15 protein-coding genes are annotated in these 17,494 nt (G+C 57.5%); 6 read left to right on the forward strand and 9 right to left on the reverse strand.

Annotated features, from left to right (window positions below; genetic code table 11):
* Positions 1-46: 46 nt before the first annotated feature.
* Entirely contained in the window at positions 47-892 is an 846-nt protein-coding gene (locus tag ACR0EV_RS09370) for a HalD/BesD family halogenase (protein ID WP_480799842.1), read from the reverse strand.
* A 424-nt stretch (positions 893-1,316) separates the two neighbouring features.
* Here ACR0EV_RS09370 and ACR0EV_RS09375 point away from each other — a divergent pair, with 424 nt between their 5' ends.
* From ACR0EV_RS09375 to ACR0EV_RS09385, 3 genes are all read left to right on the forward strand, one after another.
* Entirely contained in the window at positions 1,317-3,068 is a 1,752-nt protein-coding gene (locus tag ACR0EV_RS09375) for an acetolactate synthase 3 large subunit (protein WP_480799843.1), read from the forward strand.
* A gap of 69 nt (positions 3,069-3,137) precedes the next feature.
* Positions 3,138-3,698: an acetolactate synthase small subunit gene (gene ilvN, locus ACR0EV_RS09380; protein WP_170382781.1), complete on the forward strand. Its 561-nt coding sequence runs from the start codon at positions 3,138-3,140 to the stop codon at positions 3,696-3,698.
* A gap of 305 nt (positions 3,699-4,003) precedes the next feature.
* Positions 4,004-4,723 carry a helix-turn-helix domain-containing protein gene (locus tag ACR0EV_RS09385; protein WP_480799844.1) on the forward strand — a complete coding sequence of 240 codons (720 nt, stop codon included), beginning with the start codon at positions 4,004-4,006 and terminating at the stop codon, positions 4,721-4,723.
* A 23-nt stretch (positions 4,724-4,746) separates the two neighbouring features.
* On the opposite strand, the gene ACR0EV_RS09390 is transcribed toward ACR0EV_RS09385, so the two are convergent.
* The 4 genes from ACR0EV_RS09390 to prfB all read right to left on the reverse strand — a co-directional run bounded on the left by ACR0EV_RS09390 (position 4,747) and on the right by prfB (position 8,880).
* On the reverse strand, positions 4,747-5,517 hold the full coding sequence (locus tag ACR0EV_RS09390) for a DUF2189 domain-containing protein (RefSeq protein WP_480799845.1): 771 nt from the start codon (positions 5,515-5,517) through the stop codon (positions 4,747-4,749).
* A gap of 25 nt (positions 5,518-5,542) precedes the next feature.
* On the reverse strand, positions 5,543-6,943 hold the full coding sequence (locus ACR0EV_RS09395) for an amidase (RefSeq protein ID WP_480799846.1): 1,401 nt from the start codon (positions 6,941-6,943) through the stop codon (positions 5,543-5,545).
* 103 nt (positions 6,944-7,046) lie between these two features.
* Positions 7,047-7,751, reverse strand: a complete 705-nt coding sequence (locus ACR0EV_RS09400; protein WP_480799847.1) for a M50 family metallopeptidase — start codon at positions 7,749-7,751, stop codon at positions 7,047-7,049.
* A gap of 1 nt (position 7,752) precedes the next feature.
* Entirely contained in the window at positions 7,753-8,880 is a 1,128-nt protein-coding gene (gene prfB, locus ACR0EV_RS09405) for a peptide chain release factor 2 (RefSeq protein ID WP_480799848.1), read from the reverse strand.
* A 77-nt stretch (positions 8,881-8,957) separates the two neighbouring features.
* Between prfB and ACR0EV_RS09410 the strand changes: the two genes are divergently transcribed.
* Positions 8,958-9,791: an aminoglycoside phosphotransferase family protein gene (locus ACR0EV_RS09410; protein ID WP_480799849.1), complete on the forward strand. Its 834-nt coding sequence runs from the start codon at positions 8,958-8,960 to the stop codon at positions 9,789-9,791.
* Here ACR0EV_RS09410 and ACR0EV_RS09415 read toward each other — a convergent pair.
* From ACR0EV_RS09415 to ACR0EV_RS09425, 3 genes are all read right to left on the reverse strand, one after another.
* Positions 9,785-12,274, reverse strand: coding sequence for a penicillin-binding protein 1A (locus ACR0EV_RS09415; RefSeq protein WP_480799850.1), 2,490 nt, complete (start codon positions 12,272-12,274; stop codon positions 9,785-9,787). The genes ACR0EV_RS09410 and ACR0EV_RS09415 overlap by 7 nt on opposite strands.
* Positions 12,275-12,368: 94 nt before the next feature.
* Positions 12,369-13,589 (reverse strand): N-acetylmuramoyl-L-alanine amidase, encoded by a 1,221-nt coding sequence (locus tag ACR0EV_RS09420; RefSeq protein WP_480799851.1) that lies wholly within the window; start codon positions 13,587-13,589, stop codon positions 12,369-12,371.
* A gap of 66 nt (positions 13,590-13,655) precedes the next feature.
* Positions 13,656-14,819, reverse strand: a complete 1,164-nt coding sequence (locus ACR0EV_RS09425; RefSeq protein ID WP_480799852.1) for a pyridoxal phosphate-dependent aminotransferase — start codon at positions 14,817-14,819, stop codon at positions 13,656-13,658.
* Here ACR0EV_RS09425 and ACR0EV_RS09430 point away from each other — a divergent pair.
* Both ACR0EV_RS09430 and ACR0EV_RS09435 read left to right on the forward strand, forming a co-directional pair.
* Positions 14,818-16,194, forward strand: coding sequence for a M48 family metalloprotease (locus ACR0EV_RS09430; RefSeq protein ID WP_480799853.1), 1,377 nt, complete (start codon positions 14,818-14,820; stop codon positions 16,192-16,194). The two genes, ACR0EV_RS09425 and ACR0EV_RS09430, sit on opposite strands and share 2 nt — an antisense overlap.
* Positions 16,191-16,949 (forward strand): DsbA family protein, encoded by a 759-nt coding sequence (locus ACR0EV_RS09435; protein ID WP_480799854.1) that lies wholly within the window; start codon positions 16,191-16,193, stop codon positions 16,947-16,949. Before ACR0EV_RS09430 ends, ACR0EV_RS09435 begins: the two co-directional genes overlap by 4 nt.
* Before the next feature lie 127 nt (positions 16,950-17,076).
* On the opposite strand, the gene ACR0EV_RS09440 is transcribed toward ACR0EV_RS09435, so the two are convergent.
* The gene (locus ACR0EV_RS09440; RefSeq protein WP_480799855.1) at positions 17,077-17,493 is read right to left on the reverse strand and encodes a VOC family protein; all 417 of its coding nucleotides are present in this window, start codon (positions 17,491-17,493) and stop codon (positions 17,077-17,079) included.
* Position 17,494 lies beyond the last annotated feature (1 nt).

A 17,494-nucleotide genomic window follows, 5' to 3' on the forward strand; every position in this document is an offset into this window, starting at 1 on the left:
TCGAAGCTCCGACAATGAACCGCTTCAGTTTACCCGCGATGGGATTTCAATCCAGCAATTGATCTTTGCGCAGACCCGCGCGTTCATAATGGTGCGGCAACACACGGCCATAAAGCTGCTGCGTCCGCTCGACCCCGCCGCACATGCCTTCAGCTTCGACAAACGAGAAAATACCAACGTAGCGGCGGCGCTTTCCGGTGACAGGTGCCACCCGGTGGAGCGAATACCGCCCTTTGAAGATCTGCAAATCCCCGGGCTGAAGATCCAACTGGTGAACACGTGTCATGTTCCCATCCAGAACCGAGGCTACCTGAGCAAAGTTTTCGTCGTCAGATGTGCGAAGATTGGGAACGTATTCGAACGCCCCTCCTGACTCGCCATTCTGGATGGCCAGGGTCACTGTGTAGTTGTTCGTGTCGAAGTGCCAGGGAAAGCCCTGCCCTTCTTCCACCACGTTGATGATCACATCAGCCAGCGGATCATCATAGCGGAAGAACTGATCCTCGGGTTCATTCAGGGCAGCCCGAATGAACGGCAGAAAATCCGCGAACTCATAAATCCGCCGCAAAGGTCCGGACTGATGAAAATTGTCCGCCGGAACAAAGGCGTTTGAACGTTCATAGAACCGACGTATCGGATGCCCGATACCAAACCTTGGATCGTCTTTTGTGAAATACGCGTTTGTGCGGCTGAAAGAGCGGTGCGCTTTGGGGGCAACCGCGTCGGCCTCCTCGGCCAAAAGCTCGATGCCTTTTTCATGCACAAACCCTGGCAGGACCGCGCACCCATCATGCTCCAGTTCCTTCCTCAGATCTCTGATCAACCGATCATAGGCTGGAGAGTCCGGGCAATCGATCGGGTACCGTCCAAGGTCTACCAGGTCTTGCAGCATTTTCCGCCTCCCTTGCATGCGCCCTACGGATGACCGTGCAGCAGACATGTCGGCGGATCATGCCAATTTCAGACATTGGCTTGACGCTTTCAGACCCCAAAATGCGACGGCAAAACCAGAGAATCGAGCCGCGTTTTCCCGGAAGTTCCCAACATGCGGCAATCTGCGCAATAAAATGTCGCAAAATACCGCCATCAGGACAGGAAATTTGCGATTTTGCCTGTTGACGCCCCTTCCCCCCGACCATAATGTCCCTGCACGCAAAGAAGGAGCCTCTGGCGATGAAAGCGCTAGTCGTAATCGTAGGAAAAACGCGCATGGGCCGGTAACGGAAAACCATAATCGAACCCATGCGCCTCCGAAAAAAGTCGGGGGCTTTTTTTTGGCAAAACGCAAGACACATGTCGCGAACGGAGCAAAGCAGATGACACGTGAGATGACCGGCGCAAAGATGGTGGTTCAGGCCCTCAAGGATCAGGGTGTGGACACGGTATTCGGATACCCCGGTGGCGCCGTCCTACCGATCTATGATGAGATCTTTCTGCAGAATGACATTCGCCACATTCTGGTGCGTCACGAACAAGGTGCGGTTCACGCAGCCGAAGGTTATGCGCGTTCGACCGGCAAGCCCGGCGTTGCGCTTGTGACCTCTGGTCCCGGTGCCACCAACGCTGTCACCGGCCTGACCGATGCTTTGATGGATTCGATCCCGATTGTGGTCCTGACGGGTCAGGTTCCTACTTTCATGATCGGTTCTGACGCCTTTCAGGAGGCTGACACCGTAGGCATCACCCGCCCCTGCACCAAACATAACTGGCTGGTGAAGGACACGGATTCTCTGCCCGGCACGATGCACGAGGCCTTCCACGTAGCCACCTCGGGTCGGCCAGGCCCAGTGTTGATCGACATTCCCAAGGACGTTCAGTTTGCGTCCGGCGAATACACGAGCCCGAAGCCTTCGACATCGCATTACCAGCCGGTATTAAAGGGCGACCTTGAGGAAATCACCGAGCTGGTTGCCGCCATCGAAACCGCCAAAAAGCCGGTTTTCTACACAGGTGGCGGCGTAATCAACTCGGGCCCCGCGGCCAGCCAACTTCTGCGCGAATTGGTTGACTCGACTGGTATCCCTGTCACCTCGACCCTGATGGGATTGGGGGCCTACCCTGCGTCTGGTGAAAACTGGCTGGGCATGTTGGGAATGCATGGTCTGTATGAAGCCAACCTTGCAATGCATGACTGCGACCTGATGATCAATGTCGGTGCCCGGTTCGATGACCGGATCACCGGGCGCGTCGATGCGTTCTCTCCAAACTCGAAGAAAGCGCATATCGACATTGACCCCTCGTCCATCAACAAGGTGATCCGCGTCGATATCCCGATTGTGGGCGATGTGGCCCATGTGCTGGAAGACATCCTGAAGGTCTGGAAAGCGCGCGGTCGCAAGACCGACGCGGCGGCTATCAAGCAATGGCAGGCACAGATCGCTGAATGGCGTAAGGTGAATTGCCTTGCCTTTACTGCCAGCGAAAAGACCATCAAACCTCAGCACGCGCTGCAACGTCTTGAAGAGCTGACCAAAAAGCACGACCGCTACATCACCACCGAAGTGGGCCAGCACCAGATGTGGGCCGCGCAATATCTTGGGTTCGAAGACCCCAACCGCTGGATGACTTCGGGTGGTCTGGGCACGATGGGCTATGGTTTCCCGGCCTCTATCGGTGTGCAGATGGCGCACCCGGATGCGCTGGTCATTAACGTGGCCGGTGAAGCGTCGTGGTTGATGAACATGCAGGAAATGGGCACAGCCGTTCAGTACCGCCTGCCGGTGAAACAGTTCATCCTGAACAACGAACGTCTGGGCATGGTCCGCCAGTGGCAGGAACTGCTGCATGGCGAGCGATACTCGCATTCCTGGTCCGAGGCGCTGCCCGATTTCGTCAAACTGGCTGAGGCGTTTGGCGCGAAAGGCATCCTGTGTTCCGACCCCGCCGATCTGGACGATGCGATCATGGAGATGATCAACTATGACGGTCCGGTGATCTTCGACTGTCTGGTTGAAAAGCACGAGAACTGCTTCCCGATGATCCCGTCGGGCAAGGCACATAACGAGATGTTGTTGGGTGAAGCCGAAACGCAGGGCGTGATCGATAGCAAAGGTTCGGTTCTGGTTTAACGCAATTCGACGGATTTGGTCGGGCGCCTTGTTGCGCCCGGCATCTCAAGGATGATGAAAGGGACATAAATGTCTGCCCTACATATCAAAAAAGGCTCTACCCGCCATTCGGCCTATAACCTACGCCCCACCTTCTCGGACGTACAGGAACGCCACACAATCGCGGTGCTGGTTGAAAACGAGCCTGGTGTTTTGGCCCGCGTGATCGGTCTATTTTCGGGCCGAGGCTACAACATCGAAAGCCTGACCGTGGCCGAGGTGGATCACACCGGTCACCTCAGCCGCATTACCATCGTTACCACCGGCACCCCGCAGGTGATCGAGCAGATCAAGGCGCAGCTGGGTCGGATCGTGACCGTGCATGACGTGCATGACCTGACGGTCGAAGGTCCATCAGTGGAACGGGAACTGGCCATCATCAAAGTGGTTGGCGAAGGCGACAAACGGGTCGAGGCGCTGCGCCTAGCCGATATTTTCCGCGCCAATGTTGTCGACAGCACGCTCAATTCGTTCATCTTTGAAATCACCGGCGCACCTGACAAGATCGATGCCTTTGCCGACCTCATGCGCCCTCTGGGCCTTGTTGAGATCGCGCGGACCGGTGTCGCAGCTTTGCTGCGCGGCGATTGAACATGACCCCCCATCCCTGCTCATTTGGGATGGGGGTACTTCTTGGGTTGGAGGCGCAATACGCTCACCACCCACGTGATCCTTTTGCGCTATAATTGCAATAGGCTCCGAGTTTCCGGATAAAGATCAGTCATTTTCAGATAAAGCCTATTGCCTTTGTGCTATACGGCGCTAGCGTTGAGCCTGCAACGCGACGTGGGGATACGTTGCTTGGGGTTATTCTGTGCGATTTATCACTGTGCAACTGGCCTTGGCCTTGGTGTTCAGTTGGTTTCACCCGAAGACACAGCAACACTTGGACGGCCATGACCGACGATACCCGCAGTCCTGAAGAGCTACGCGCAATGTTCAGCGAGAATCTTCGGCGCTTGGCGCAGCAGCATCGCTCGATCTCGGCCCTGTGTCGCAAAATCGGGGTAAACCGGACGCAGTTTAACAGGTATCTTTCTGGTGAAAGCGTTCCCCGACCCGATGTTCTGGACAGGATCTGTCGTTTTTTCGACGTAGATGCCCGTATTCTTCTCAAACCACTGGATGAGATCGAAAAGTCAGAAAGCCACCCAGCAACCTCAGCCCTGACCGAGTTTCTGGGCTCCGGGTCGGACGCGATTGAGAAATCGCCATTTTCGCCTGGGTTTTATGCGGTGATCGAAAGCCTTTCGGACGAGCATCGCATGACACTGTTGCATGCCCGACCATTGGCCCAATGCACCTTGATACGGGGTTACGTCTCGCGTGCGGCGATGCCTGAATCCACTCCGCAGGCCCGTGAGATACAAGGGATCGCAGCTTGTAGCGGCGATACCGTGTACATGCTGACCTCCCAGCGGGGCGGGCATAACAGCCGGGTCTATCTGATCTCACCCGATGCCACGGGAACCGCGGTTCAATGGCGCGGATCTGTGGTCAACTCGGCCGATACATCCAACCCGGAACCGGTTGTCCTCAAGTATCTAGGGCACGACTCGGCCGCGATTTTTGCCGCTGCGCGCCTGTCCACAAACAATCTTGCGCAGCATTTTTAGTCGGTCTCGGTTGGGGCTTCCGGTCAACCATCACTCTGCGTGATCTGCCGATAAAGATGCCAGCTAGCGTGGCCAAGCAATGGCAGAACAATCAACAACCCCAGAAACCACGGCACCATCGCCGCGAACGTTACAACCGCGATAAAGGCGCCCCAGCCCAGCATGACAAGCAGGTTTTCCTTAACGTAGGAAAAGCTTGTGATCATGGCCGTGACAAAATCCAGCTCACGATCCAGCAACAAAGGGATCGACAAAACGGTGATCATATACAGAACGGTCGCAAAGATCGCCCCAACCGCCGTTCCAACGGCCAGCATGGTCAGGCCGTTCAGAGTGAAGAACACTTCGGTCGAGGTCGAGATGTTGGTCATCGTGGCCAGCCCCAGAAACAGGGCAAAGATCATGTGCCCCAGGAAGAACCAGAACAGAAACATCACAACGATGATTGCGCAGATCGACGGCAACTGCCTGCGGCTCTGCTGTACCACCACACCAAAGATTGCACCAAAATCCAAGGGCTCACCCTGCTCAAGCCGGTGCGAGACCTCGTAAAGCCCGACTGCCGCAAACGGTCCGATCAACGGAAACCCGATGGCCGCCAGCACCAGCCAAAACGTTGTCCCTGTCTGAACGGTTACCCACGCCATGGCCCATCCCGCCAGCACATAAAAACCCGCAAAGATCAGCCCGAAAAGCGGTGCGCGACGGAAATCGGCCCATGCGCGCTGCAAGGCCGTGCGCAACATGTCGGTATCGACCGGTCGCATATCTGGCACTCCAAAAGGCTTATCCATGTTGTCCTCTCCTCCCTGTCCGGCGTTATGGCTTCGCCGGTCTCTTATTTGGCCAGTGGGTTTCGGCATGATAGGCCGCCCCAATTGACAGTAGTTTCTTGTCCGAGCCCCGTGGCCCGAAGAGCTGGAATCCCATCGGCAAGCCGTTTGATCCAAAGCCAGCAGGCGCAGCCAAACAGGGCAATCCAATCAGGCTGACGGGCACTGTTACGTGCATCCACCGGTGATAGGTATCCATTGCCCGACCCGCGATGCTGGTCGGGTACGGGGTCTCGATCCCGAAGGGCCAGACCTGCGCTGATGGTAGGATCAGTGCGTCAAACTGTGTGAACAGGTCCGCCGCACGACGGAACCAGTCTGAGCGGATGACGCTGGCGTGCTGTACCTCCATCGCACGCATGGCCAACCCGCGATCCAGTTCCCATTGTGCGGTATCTTTCAGATGATCCTTTTGTGCGGCCAAAGGCTCCAGCCCCGCTGCCACGCTGAACGACCTTAGCGTGATCCAACTGGTCCAAAGCTGCTCAGCATCGAAGGGCGGATCCACGTCTTGCACATCAGCGCCAAGGCTTTCACACACGGCCAACGCATCTTTACAAAGGTCGAGAATGCCAGGCTCGATCGGGAACGCCCCGCCCCAATCCCCAAGCCAACCGATCCGCAGCCCCTGCATGTCCGCCGGTGTCACCGGCGACACCGGAGCGCTTTCAGACGCCAAAGGCACGCGCGGGTCTGGTCCTGAAATCACGTCGAGCAAAATGCCTAAATCCTTGGGGCTGCGGGCCATGGGACCAAGTGTCGACAATTGATGCAGAAAGTTGTCGCCAACGGGATCAGACGGCACCCTGCCCCAGCTTGGGCGAAAGCCGTAGACATTGTTCCAGGCCGCTGGGTTACGCAGACTGCCCATCATGTCGGACCCGTCTGCCAGCGCCACCATTCCAGTGGCCAGGGCCACCGCCGCCCCGCCGGACGAACCTCCGCAGGTGTGGTCAGCGTCATAGGGGTTGCGCGTCGCACCATAAACCGGGTTGAATGTGTGCGATCCCAATCCGAATTCCGGCGTGTTGGTCTTTCCGATCAGGATCGCCCCCGCATCCCGCATCCGGGCGGCAATCAAATCGTCACTGTCCGGCACGACACCTTTGAACAAAGGCGATCCGTGAGACGAGACCACACCGGCCACATTGACCAAATCCTTGACCGCAATTGGCAGCCCGTGCAGCGGGCCGGTGATTGGGCCACTGTCGTGCTTCCGCGCCTCTTCCATCAACGCACTCTCATCGCGCAGCGCAACGATGGCGTTCACATCGCCATTCACCGCCGCGATACGATCAAGTGTGGCGCGCATAACCTCCGTCGCTGAAACCTGCCGGGTTGTCAGTTGTTTCAAAAGCTCTGCAGCCGATATCCGGGTCAGGTCCATAACACGCCAGTCTGTTGTTCGTCTTCAACAGCCTAGCGAGCGGTTCAACTCATTTAAACCCACTGTTTAAATGTATCTTTTCCCAGCACACCCCTGGAACACTTCACCTAGGTGCACGGCCAAAATGCAGGTTGCTGTCCGACCCAAGGCAATGACGCAGGCACAGATAAATCGCGATGCCACTCAGCACCAACCATACCCCGCCCCACATCATTGTTGTTCCGCCGAACTCCTCGGCCAACATGAACGCGTCAGAGCGTATCCCAGAGCGCCGGATCGTGTCGTCAAAGATATCAAACGGCACATAGATCACGCTGCTCAACCCGATGACGCGCAGCACAAGGTCGCTGACCTCGCGGCGCAGATACCAGGCGGTGGCGATCATCGCCGACCCGACGCCGATACAAAACACAAGTGCAAACAGATCGCGGATGTAAAGCACACCCACCAAACACATGACCCCGCCAAAACCCGCCAGAACGGCACGGTCAGCCCGCGTGCGCAAAGCAATGATCAAAAGGCCCATGCCCAGCAAAAGCGAGCCAAGATACCCGGCGGACAGGCTGAGAAACCGGTTGCCACCCCGACCAACAACCATTCCGCCCTGCTGTGGTGAGATCGAGAAGCTCTCGACCGAGCCACCGGTCAAAACAATCGTCACGGCGTGAGACAGCTCGTGCAGAAAGACGATCAGAATTTTCAGCGGAACCACAACGGGTGTGTTCCAAAGCAGAAACACCAATGTGGTGATCAGGATAAGCTGCCAGTGCCCTTTCAGCAGGTTCAGAAAAGAGCTCTGGCGGTTCACCTTAGCTGTCGCCCTGTGCCTCGGACCGGCTTTTACCTGCCACGTTCAGAGCCAGCGTTGCTGCCATAAACCCGTCCAGATCACCATCCAACACCCCCTTGGTGTCCGAAGTCTCATGGTTCGTGCGCAAATCCTTCACCATCTGGTACGGCTGCAACACGTAGGACCGGATCTGGTTGCCCCAACCTGCATCGCCTTTGGCCTCGTGCGCGGCGTTGATATCGGCGTTCCGACGGTCCAGTTCCTGTTGATACAAGCGCGACTTCAGGGCCTTCATGGCGATATCGCGGTTCTGGTGCTGCGATTTCTCGGACGAAGTCACCACAATCCCGGTTGGAATGTGCGTGATCCGAACCGCCGAGTCCGTGGTGTTGACGTGCTGACCACCTGCACCGGAGGACCGGTAGGTGTCGATGCGGATGTCGGCCGGGTTCACCTCGATCTCGATATTGTCATCCACCACCGGGTAAACCCAAACCGAGCTGAACGAGGTATGGCGTTTCGCCGCCGAGTCAAAAGGCGAAATTCGCACCAGCCGATGCACGCCGCTTTCCGATTTCAGCCAGCCATAAGCGTTATGGCCCGAGATCTTGTACGCGGCAGATTTGATGCCCGCCTCTTCGCCTGCGGTCTCGGACTGCAGCTCGACCGTATAACCCTTTTTCTCGGCCCAGCGAACGTACATCCGCGCCAGCATCGAAGCCCAGTCACAACTTTCGGTACCACCTGCGCCTGAGTTGATTTCGAGGAAGGTGTCGTTACTGTCGGCCTCACCGTCCAGCAGTGCTTCAAGCTCTTTCTTGGCGGCTTTGCCCTGCAGCGCCTTGATCGCGGCTTCGGCGTCCTGAACGACCTCTTCATCCTCTTCCATCTCACCCAATTCGATCAGCTCGACATTGTCGCTGAGATCGGTCTTGATGGTCTCATAGGTCTCGATCGCGTCGACCAGCATCTGCCGTTCGCGCATCAGTTTCTGTGCGTTCTCGGGGTTGTCCCACAGGTTCGGATCTTCGACACGCGCATTGAATTCCTCTAGGCGATGCGGCGCGGTTTCATAGTCCATACGCTGCGCCAGCAGCTCCAGCGACTTTTCGATTTCCGCCACGATATTCTGGGTTTCGGCGCGCATGGTCTTGTCCCAACTTGCTCAATCAGGCCTGCGTGATAGCAAGAGGTGCAAGACACCACAAGACAGGCAGGACCGGAATGCAGGCTACACCGGCTGAGATTTTGGAAAGATGGGGTTTGACCCCAATCTCTCTGGTGGCAGAGACCGGGCACGCACGCGTTTGGAAGGTTCAAACCGAGGCTGGCGATCATCAGGCTTTGAAAGTCTATCGCCGCGCAGACAGGGGGAACGAGGCCCCCGGCGCGCGCCTGATGGCTGCTTGGCAAGGTCGCGGGGTTGTTCGAGTTTTGAACGAGACGGCCGATGCTGTGCTGATGGAGTGGTTGGATGGTCCTTCCTTGGGCGACATCGCCCGCAACGGAAATCCGGATCGCGCGGTCGCGCTTTTGGCACAGACGGCACAGAGCTTACATAAATCACCCCGGGTCCGCTTGCAGGGGTTGAAGCCCTTGGAAAGCGTTTTTGAGCCTTTGTTCACGGTCCAATATGCCGACACTTGCCCGTGGTCTCTTCGACGGGACATTGAAAAAGCGGCCACACTGGCCCGCGCGCTGCTTGAAAACCAACCTCAACAAATAGCACTGCACGGCGACCTACACCCCGACAACATCCTTTTGACGCAAGAAGGTCCCAAGGTGATCGACGCCAAAGGCTATATTGGTGACCCGGCTTTTGAGCTTGCGAACGCCTTGCGTCACCCAAAGGGGATGCCTGTCCTTGTGCGAAACCCCGAACAGATCAGGCACTGCCTAACACTTTATGCCAACGCAATGAACGTACCAAAGCACAAGCTGGCCAAATGGGCCGCAGCAAAATGCGCCTTGTCGATTAATTGGAGATCAGGCGACCCGATCACAACGGATCCAGAGGCCGACCTGCTTCAATTGCTGTTACGCCACGCCGATCAGTAAAGACCACCGGTACTGAGATCACCCTGCGTCGCTTTGGGCCCCACCGTCACTGTCTGACCTGTCGAGGTTTGAACCTGAACGCCTGCGCGCTGTACTTCCTCGAACAAGGGCAGATCCGAGCCAATGGCAAAACCACCATCATAGACACGGTCGATGAATCCATCGACGCCATCGCGGAAGAATTCGGCCACGACATAATCACCGCTGGCATCGTCAGGAAGTCGCGCGCCGCTGAACCGGTCGATCTTGATGAAATGACCGCCTTCCGGCACTTCGAACGGGCCACCGCCGTATTTCTCGACAGCTTTTTCCATGAAGCTTTGGAACACCGGGCCGCACATTGTGCCGCCGTAAGCCCCCCGCCCCATCGGACGCGGGCGATCATACCCGATGTAGCATCCCGCCACGATGTTCGAGGTAAATCCGATGAACCACGCATCCTTGGATTCGTTGGTGGTTCCGGTCTTTCCCGCCGTGGGCACCGGCAGGTTGACATAACGCGAGGCCGTACCGCGATCCACCACGCCTGTCATCATTGAGGTCAACTGATACGCGGTAATCGCATCCATCACCTGAGGGCGGTCCGTCACAAGGGTCGGAGATTCATCAGCGGCCATCCACGTAGAATCGCAATCCAGACACTGTCGGTCGTCGTGGCGATAAATGGTTTTGCCGAAACGGTCCTGAATACGGTCGACCAGAGTGGGCTCGACCCGCTGACCACCGTTGGCAAACATCGCATAGGCGGCCACCATCTTGTAAAGCGTCGTCTCTTCGGACCCCAGCGAGTTGGCAAGGAATGCCCCCATCCGGTCGTAGACGCCAAAGCGTTCCGCATAGCCTGCAACCACCGGCATCGTGACTTCTTGCGCCAAACGGATGGTCATCAGGTTCCGCGACTGCTCGATCCCGGTGCGCAGCGGTGTCGGTCCGTAGAACTTGTTCGACGAGTTCTTTGGACGCCACAGACCTTGTGGCGTGTTTACTTCAATCGGGGCATCCACAACGATAGTTGCGGGGCTATAGCCACTGTCCAACGCGGCGGCATAGACGAAGGGTTTGAAGGACGATCCGGGCTGACGCTGCGCCTGTGTGGCGCGGTTAAACACAGTATCCTGATATGAGAACCCGCCCTGCATCGCAAGAACACGGCCCGAGTTCACGTCCATCGCAACAAAGCCGCCCTGCACTTCAGGCACCTGACGCGCGGACCACTGCCCCTCTTCCCCAGCCATGACAAGGATCACGTCACCGCGTTTGAAGTTCGCTGCAAAATCGCCCTGCATCCATTTGATGTCCGAGCGTGGGATAACACCATCCGCAGGCCCGTTTTCGATCCCGACCGTGAGCTGCTGGTCAGCGACATTCAGAACGACCGCAGGATACCACCGGGTCGGCAGCACTACATCGCGTGGAATTTCCATGATCGAAAGCGCTTCGCGCCACTGCGCCTCATCCGCCAGGGTTTCTTCCGGGATCACTTCTCCCGTGCCGCGCCACCTGCCACGCGAACGGTCATACTTCTGCAAAGCCTCACGCAGTGCGCGGGCAGCTTCCACCTGCATCTCTTCGTCAACCGAGGCGCGGACGGTGAAGCCGCCGGTAAAGAACTCACCTTCGCCGAAATCTTCGCTCAGCTGGCGGCGGATTTCATCAGTGAAATAGTCACGTGGGGGCAAAGCGGTGCGGAAGCTTTCAAAGTCACCGTTCTGAACCGAACGCAGCGGCATTTCGACTTCGGTCTCATAGGTCGCCTGATCGATATAACCGTTCTGATTCATCTCGCGCAGCACATAATTGCGGCGCGCCAGCAAACGTTCTTTTTGGCGAACCGGGTGGTAGTCCGAAGGTGCCTTGGGCATCGCGGCCAGCATTGCAGCCTCGTGCGGAGCCAGTTCCTGCAAAGTCTTGTTGAAATACGTTTGCGCGGCCGCGGTCACACCATAAGAATTTTGACCCAGAAAGATCTCGTTCATGTAAAGTTCGAGGATCTGTTCCTTGTCCAAGGTATCCTCAAGCCGTGTGGCGAGGATGATTTCCTTGATCTTGCGTTCGGCCCGACGGTCACCCGACAGCAGAAAGTTCTTCATCACCTGCTGGGTGATGGTCGACGCCCCGCGCACGGTTTCGCCCTTGGTCCGCACAGCCTCAACCCCGGCCGCAATAATGCCGCGCGGGTCATATCCCTGATGGGTGTAAAAGTTTTTGTCTTCCGCCGAGATGAAGGCTTGCTTTACCAGAGCCGGAATTTCCTCGGACGGGGTGAACAGACGTCGCTCTTGTGCGAATTCGTCAATCAGCTGACCTTCGCCCGAATATATCCGGCTGATGGTCGGAGGCTTGTACTGTGCCAGCGATTCATGGCTGGGCAGGTCGCGCCCATACATCCAGAACACCGCACCTACTACCAGTGCGGCCATGAAGATACCCAAAGTTACGAGGCTGAAGATGGCCCCGAAAAACGAAAGAATAAACCGGATCACGTTACTGCCTTTTTCTCGCGGTGCCGCCTATATAGTGATGCGCCGCCTGAGGGTCAAAACACCAAGCGTATTCTAGCCGGTTTGCGCCGCAAGGTCACTGGCCAATCAGGGATTTCCGGATCACATCCTGCTGGCGCCAATCCTCAAGCCCCTGATAAATACCCAGAGCCATTTTCGACCGCCATTCCGGATCCTTGAGGTTTTTCAGATCTCTGGGACTGGACAAGAACCCAAGCTCGACCAGAACCGAAGGAATATCCGCCGCCTTGAGCACCGAAAAAGACGCCGTGCGCAGGGGTTTGCGGTTCATTGGACCGCCTTGCTGCGCCATGCCGTTGGCAATTGCCGAAGCCAGCGACCGTGTGCGCGGCTTGGTTTCCTGCCGCGCCAGATCCAGCAGAACATCGGCTACCTGATCGTCCGAGCCGCTGAGATCAACACCAGAAAGCAAATCCCCCCGGTCGTGTCGCTCGGCCAGTTTTGAACTTGCCACGTCCGAGGCATCGTCGGACAAAGTATAGACCGCCGCGCCATGAGCCTGCCCTTCGGACAGGGAATCGGCATGCAGCGAAATGAACAGATCCGCCCCTGCCCGATGGGCCAAAGCAATCCGACGCTCAAGTGACACGAACTGATCCTCAACCCGCGTCAGCACCACCTCGTATCTGCCTGAACGCAAAAGAACTTCACGCAGCTCACGCGCGAAGGTCAGCATCATCGTCTTCTCATTCACATCGCCAACTTCGGCACCCGGATCAATCCCGCCATGACCCGGATCCAGCATGACGCGTAGGGGCCGGTCGGCGCTGCGTGGTTCCACTTGCGGCAGGTTGGCGGGTTCCGGCAGATCCCAGCCTGGATTGCGCGGCGCACCCGCGGTTGCGTTGAACGTATCGAAATCCGTGCCCTTGAGGTTCAGGGACAACACGGCTGCGCCCGAATCCTCGGCAACTGACAACTGCGCCGTTTCAACCGCCATCGGCGCGCCCAACTCCAGCACCAGACGCGACCAGCCTGGAACATAAGCCCCGAACTGAACCCCGCTGATGCGATCAGATTGCAGAAAATCCTGAGACTTCAATCCAGTCCAGTCGACCTCGTTAAAATCCAGAACCATCCGATACGGATCCTGCAAGGTGAAGATCCGGTACGGTACCCCTTGGCTGAGACCGATATTCACCTGCACCCCTGTACGCCCAACATCTGTAATGCGGCTTTGGTCTGGCTGAATACGCGCCAGCGCGCTGAAATCCTGCGCCATCACACCGCTCGCCAGCGCCCATATCAGGGCGATGCAAAAGAAGATCCTGCTCATAGCCTCAAGTTTTCCCGAGATCGTTTGGACGGCAGCCTATAACACTAGCTGCGTTTTGTGAACGGCTCAGGCTTTCTCCGTGATCGCATCGCGTTCGGCCATGAACAGGCGCAAACGCTCAAGACCGTCTTCGATATCTGCCGTCGCACGGGCATACGAGAAACGGAGGGTTGTGTGACCACGCTGAGGGTCGAAGTCGAGACCCGGGGTCACCGCAACGCCTGCCTTTTCCAGAATCTCTGCCGCAAAGGCACGGCTGTCATTGGTCAGGTCAGAAACGTCGGCATACACATAAAACGCGCCATCAGGCGGGGCGATGTTTGTGAACCCGGCCTTGGGCAAACCTTCCAGCATCAACGCACGGTTACGGCGGTACACGTCCAGATTGGCCTGCAATTCGTCTTCGCAATCCATCGCGGCTATTGCCGCAACCTGGCTCGCATGGGGGGCACAGATGAACATGTTCTGGGCAATCCGCTCGACCACACGCACCTGATCTTCTGGCACCACCATCCATCCGACGCGCCAGCCTGTCATCGAGAAATATTTGGAGAATGAGTTGATCACATAACATTCATCCGTCAGTTCCAGCGCAGTCACGGCTTTCGCTTCGTATTCCAGCCCGTGATAGATTTCGTCGCTGATGAACGAAGCCCCTTGCCCCTGCGCCGCGTCAATAAGCGCCCCCATGGCCGCGTGATTAAGCATAGTGCCCGTTGGGTTCGCAGGCGAGGCCACCATCAGCCCCCTCAGGTCCATACCGCGAATGTCATCGGCGACAGGTTGCAACCTGTTTTCAGGGGCAGTGGGCAGATCGACGGGCACCAGACCCAACGCCTTGAGGATCTGGCGGTAAGAGGGATAACCGGGCGCGCCGATACCGACCCGATCCCCGCTGTCAAAAAGCGCCGTAAACGCCAGCAGAAATCCGCCAGAAGATCCGGGTGTGACCACCACCCTCTCGGGGTTCAGGTCGACATCGTACCATTGCCCGTAAAGCTGCGCGATCCGCTGGCGCAGCGCAGGCAGACCCAAGGACACCGTGTAGCCCAAGGGGTTTTGCTCCATGGCGTTTGCCAGAGCATGCGTTGCCCCTTTTGGCGCTCCTGTTCCCGGCTGGCCGACTTCCATGTGGATGATATGGCGTCCGGCCTCTTCCGCTTTACGCGCGGCCTCCATCACGTCCATCACAATAAACGGATCGACCCCGGACCGGGTTGAGTTTCTCATGCCCATCTCCCATGTTGCAGCCATGGCTTTTGAACGCGTATCCAGGCTGGCGTCAATCCCGGCTCTGATGCTTGCAGCTGTCGTCTGGCTGGCGGCTGCGGCGCAAACCCATGCGCAAAGCCTGATCCGCGACCCCGATATCGAACATGGTCTGCGTGAACTGGCCTTTCCCGTGTTGCGTGCAGCCGGGTTGAACACCAATCGCGTTCAGATTCTGGTCGTCAACGACAACACGTTCAACGCCTTTGTCATCGACTACAACGCAATCTACGTGAACTACGGTCTGATTCTCAGCGTAGAGAACCCGGAGATGTTGCAGGCCGTCATCGCGCATGAAGCCGCCCACATCGCCAATGGTCATCTGGCGCGCCGCGCCGAAAACCTTAAGGCGGCTCAGCGCAATGCGGGCCTCGGCACAGCCCTGGCTCTGCTTGCGGCTGCAGCGGGCGGCGGAGAGGCTGCTCTTGGCATCGCTGCCGGCACGCAGGGCGCAGCCCTTCGCAGTTTTCTGGGCCATACCCGCGCCGAAGAAGCTTCGGCTGACCGCAGTGCCGCCAGCTATCTTCGGTGGGCGCAGATCTCACCCAGCGGCATGGTGGAACTACACAGGAAATTCGCGGGGCAGGAGTTGCTGAGCGTTGCCAATCAGGACCCCTACATGCGGTCGCACCCCACCAGCCGCGAACGCCTGCGCGCCGCCGAAGCTTTTCTGGACGAATTTGGAGACAAGGCCGTTCCCAATCCGACCGCCGATTACTGGTTTGCCCGCATCAAAGGCAAACTCTCGGCGTTTTTGCGGTCGCCCAACTGGACATTACGGCGCGCCAAAGAAGAGACCGATCGAGACATTCGCCTGATGCGCGAAGCTTCGGCACATCATCAAAACCGCAACCTGTCCCAAGCCCGAACCGCAATTGATGGAGCGTTGGCTATCCGCCCGGATGACCCGTTCTACTATGAACTCAAGGGGCAAATTCTGTTGGAAAACAGACAGGTGAACGAAGCTGTTCAAGCGTATGCAAGTGCCGTTGAAATGGCCCCTAACAATGCCCTGATCCTTGCAGGTTACGGGCGAGCGCTGCTGGCACAAGGCAAGACGGAACAGGCCCTTACTGCCTTGGAACAAGCGCGCGCGCGCGATTTTCGGAACGCGCGTTTGATGCAGGACCTGGGTGTTGCTTATGCAAAAGTGGGTAACAACGGTATGGCGTCAACCGTGACGGCCGAGCGATATGCGTTGCAGGGGCGGCTGGAAGATGCCGGAATTCACGCAAAACGCGCTGTGGCGCGACTGCCCGAAGGTTCTCCGGGTTGGCAAAGGGCACAAGACGTGCTGATTGCATCGGAACGATTCAAGAAAAGGAAACGGAAATGATCCTCAGACATGCTGCACCCGCCCTTCTGGGGCTTTCCATGGCTGCGACTTCGGCGCAAGCGTTGGACCTGAACGCGATGAGCGACGCCGAAAAGGCTGAGTTCGGCGCGCAGGTACGGGAATACCTGCTTGAAAACCCCGAAGTCATTGTCGAAGCGATTAACATCCTGGAACAGCGCAACGCCGCAGCCGAAGCGCTGGCTGACAAGGAACTGATCGCGGCCAACGAAGACGAGCTTTTTAACGATGGCTATAGCTGGGTGGGTGGCAACCCGGACGGGGACATCACGCTGGTCGAGTTCATGGACTACCGCTGTGGCTATTGCCGCCGTGCCGTACCCGAAGTTGCCAATCTGCTGGCCGAAGACGGTAATATCCGGCTTATTATCAAAGAGTTCCCCATTCTGGGTGACGCGTCTGTCCTGTCTGCGCGCTTTGCGGTTGCGACCAAACATGTGGCCGGAGACGATGCTTACAAACAAGTGCACGACGCGTTGCTGGAGTTCACCGGCGAGCCAAGTGAAATCTCTTTGCGCCGCATTTCGGATGGATTGGGTCTGGACAGCGATGCAATCATCGCCGCGATGGACAGCGATCGGGTGACAGATGAAATCACTCGCACCCGAGCGCTGGCGCAACGGATGCAAATCTCGGGTACGCCTTCTTTTGTTCTGGGCACCGAAATGCTGCGCGGCTTCCTGCCTGCCGATCAGATGCAACAGATCGCGGATGGTGTGCGGGCTGAACGTGGCTAAACGAAGGATGGGGCGGCTTTGCCCGCCCCAAGTCCGTTTCAGTGTACAGTCGACATTGAGCAGAAGATCACAAGCACCCATTTAGATTTCGAAGCCACTCGCATGAGGAACTTTGAAAACGCTCGCTCTACCCGTCTCGTCCAGGTTCGTTTGGATTGCTGGAAAACAACGCGATCTTGTTTCCCTGAGGGTCGCGAAGATACCCAACATAGAAATGCGAACCGTATGCGTCCCGAAAGCCTGGCTGACCTTCATCAGCCCCGCCCGCGGCAATCGCTGCCGCGTGAAGATCACGAACCTGCTTTTGGTTTCGTGCCTCAAATGCAACCATCGTTCCATTACCAGCTGAGGCAGGTTGCCCGTCGAACGGCGATTTCACATAAAATTCTGGCAAGGCAACGGACTGGCGCGGCTCGGCCGGCAAGGCATAGCTTAAATCGCCGTGATAGCTCTCCAGTTCATAGCCCAAGGCCGGCAGGAAAGCAGAGTAAAACTGCTCTGCGCGTGCGATGTCGTCCACGCCTACGGTGATATAGGAAATCATT

Source organism: Ruegeria sp. CF8, from assembly GCF_056537285.1.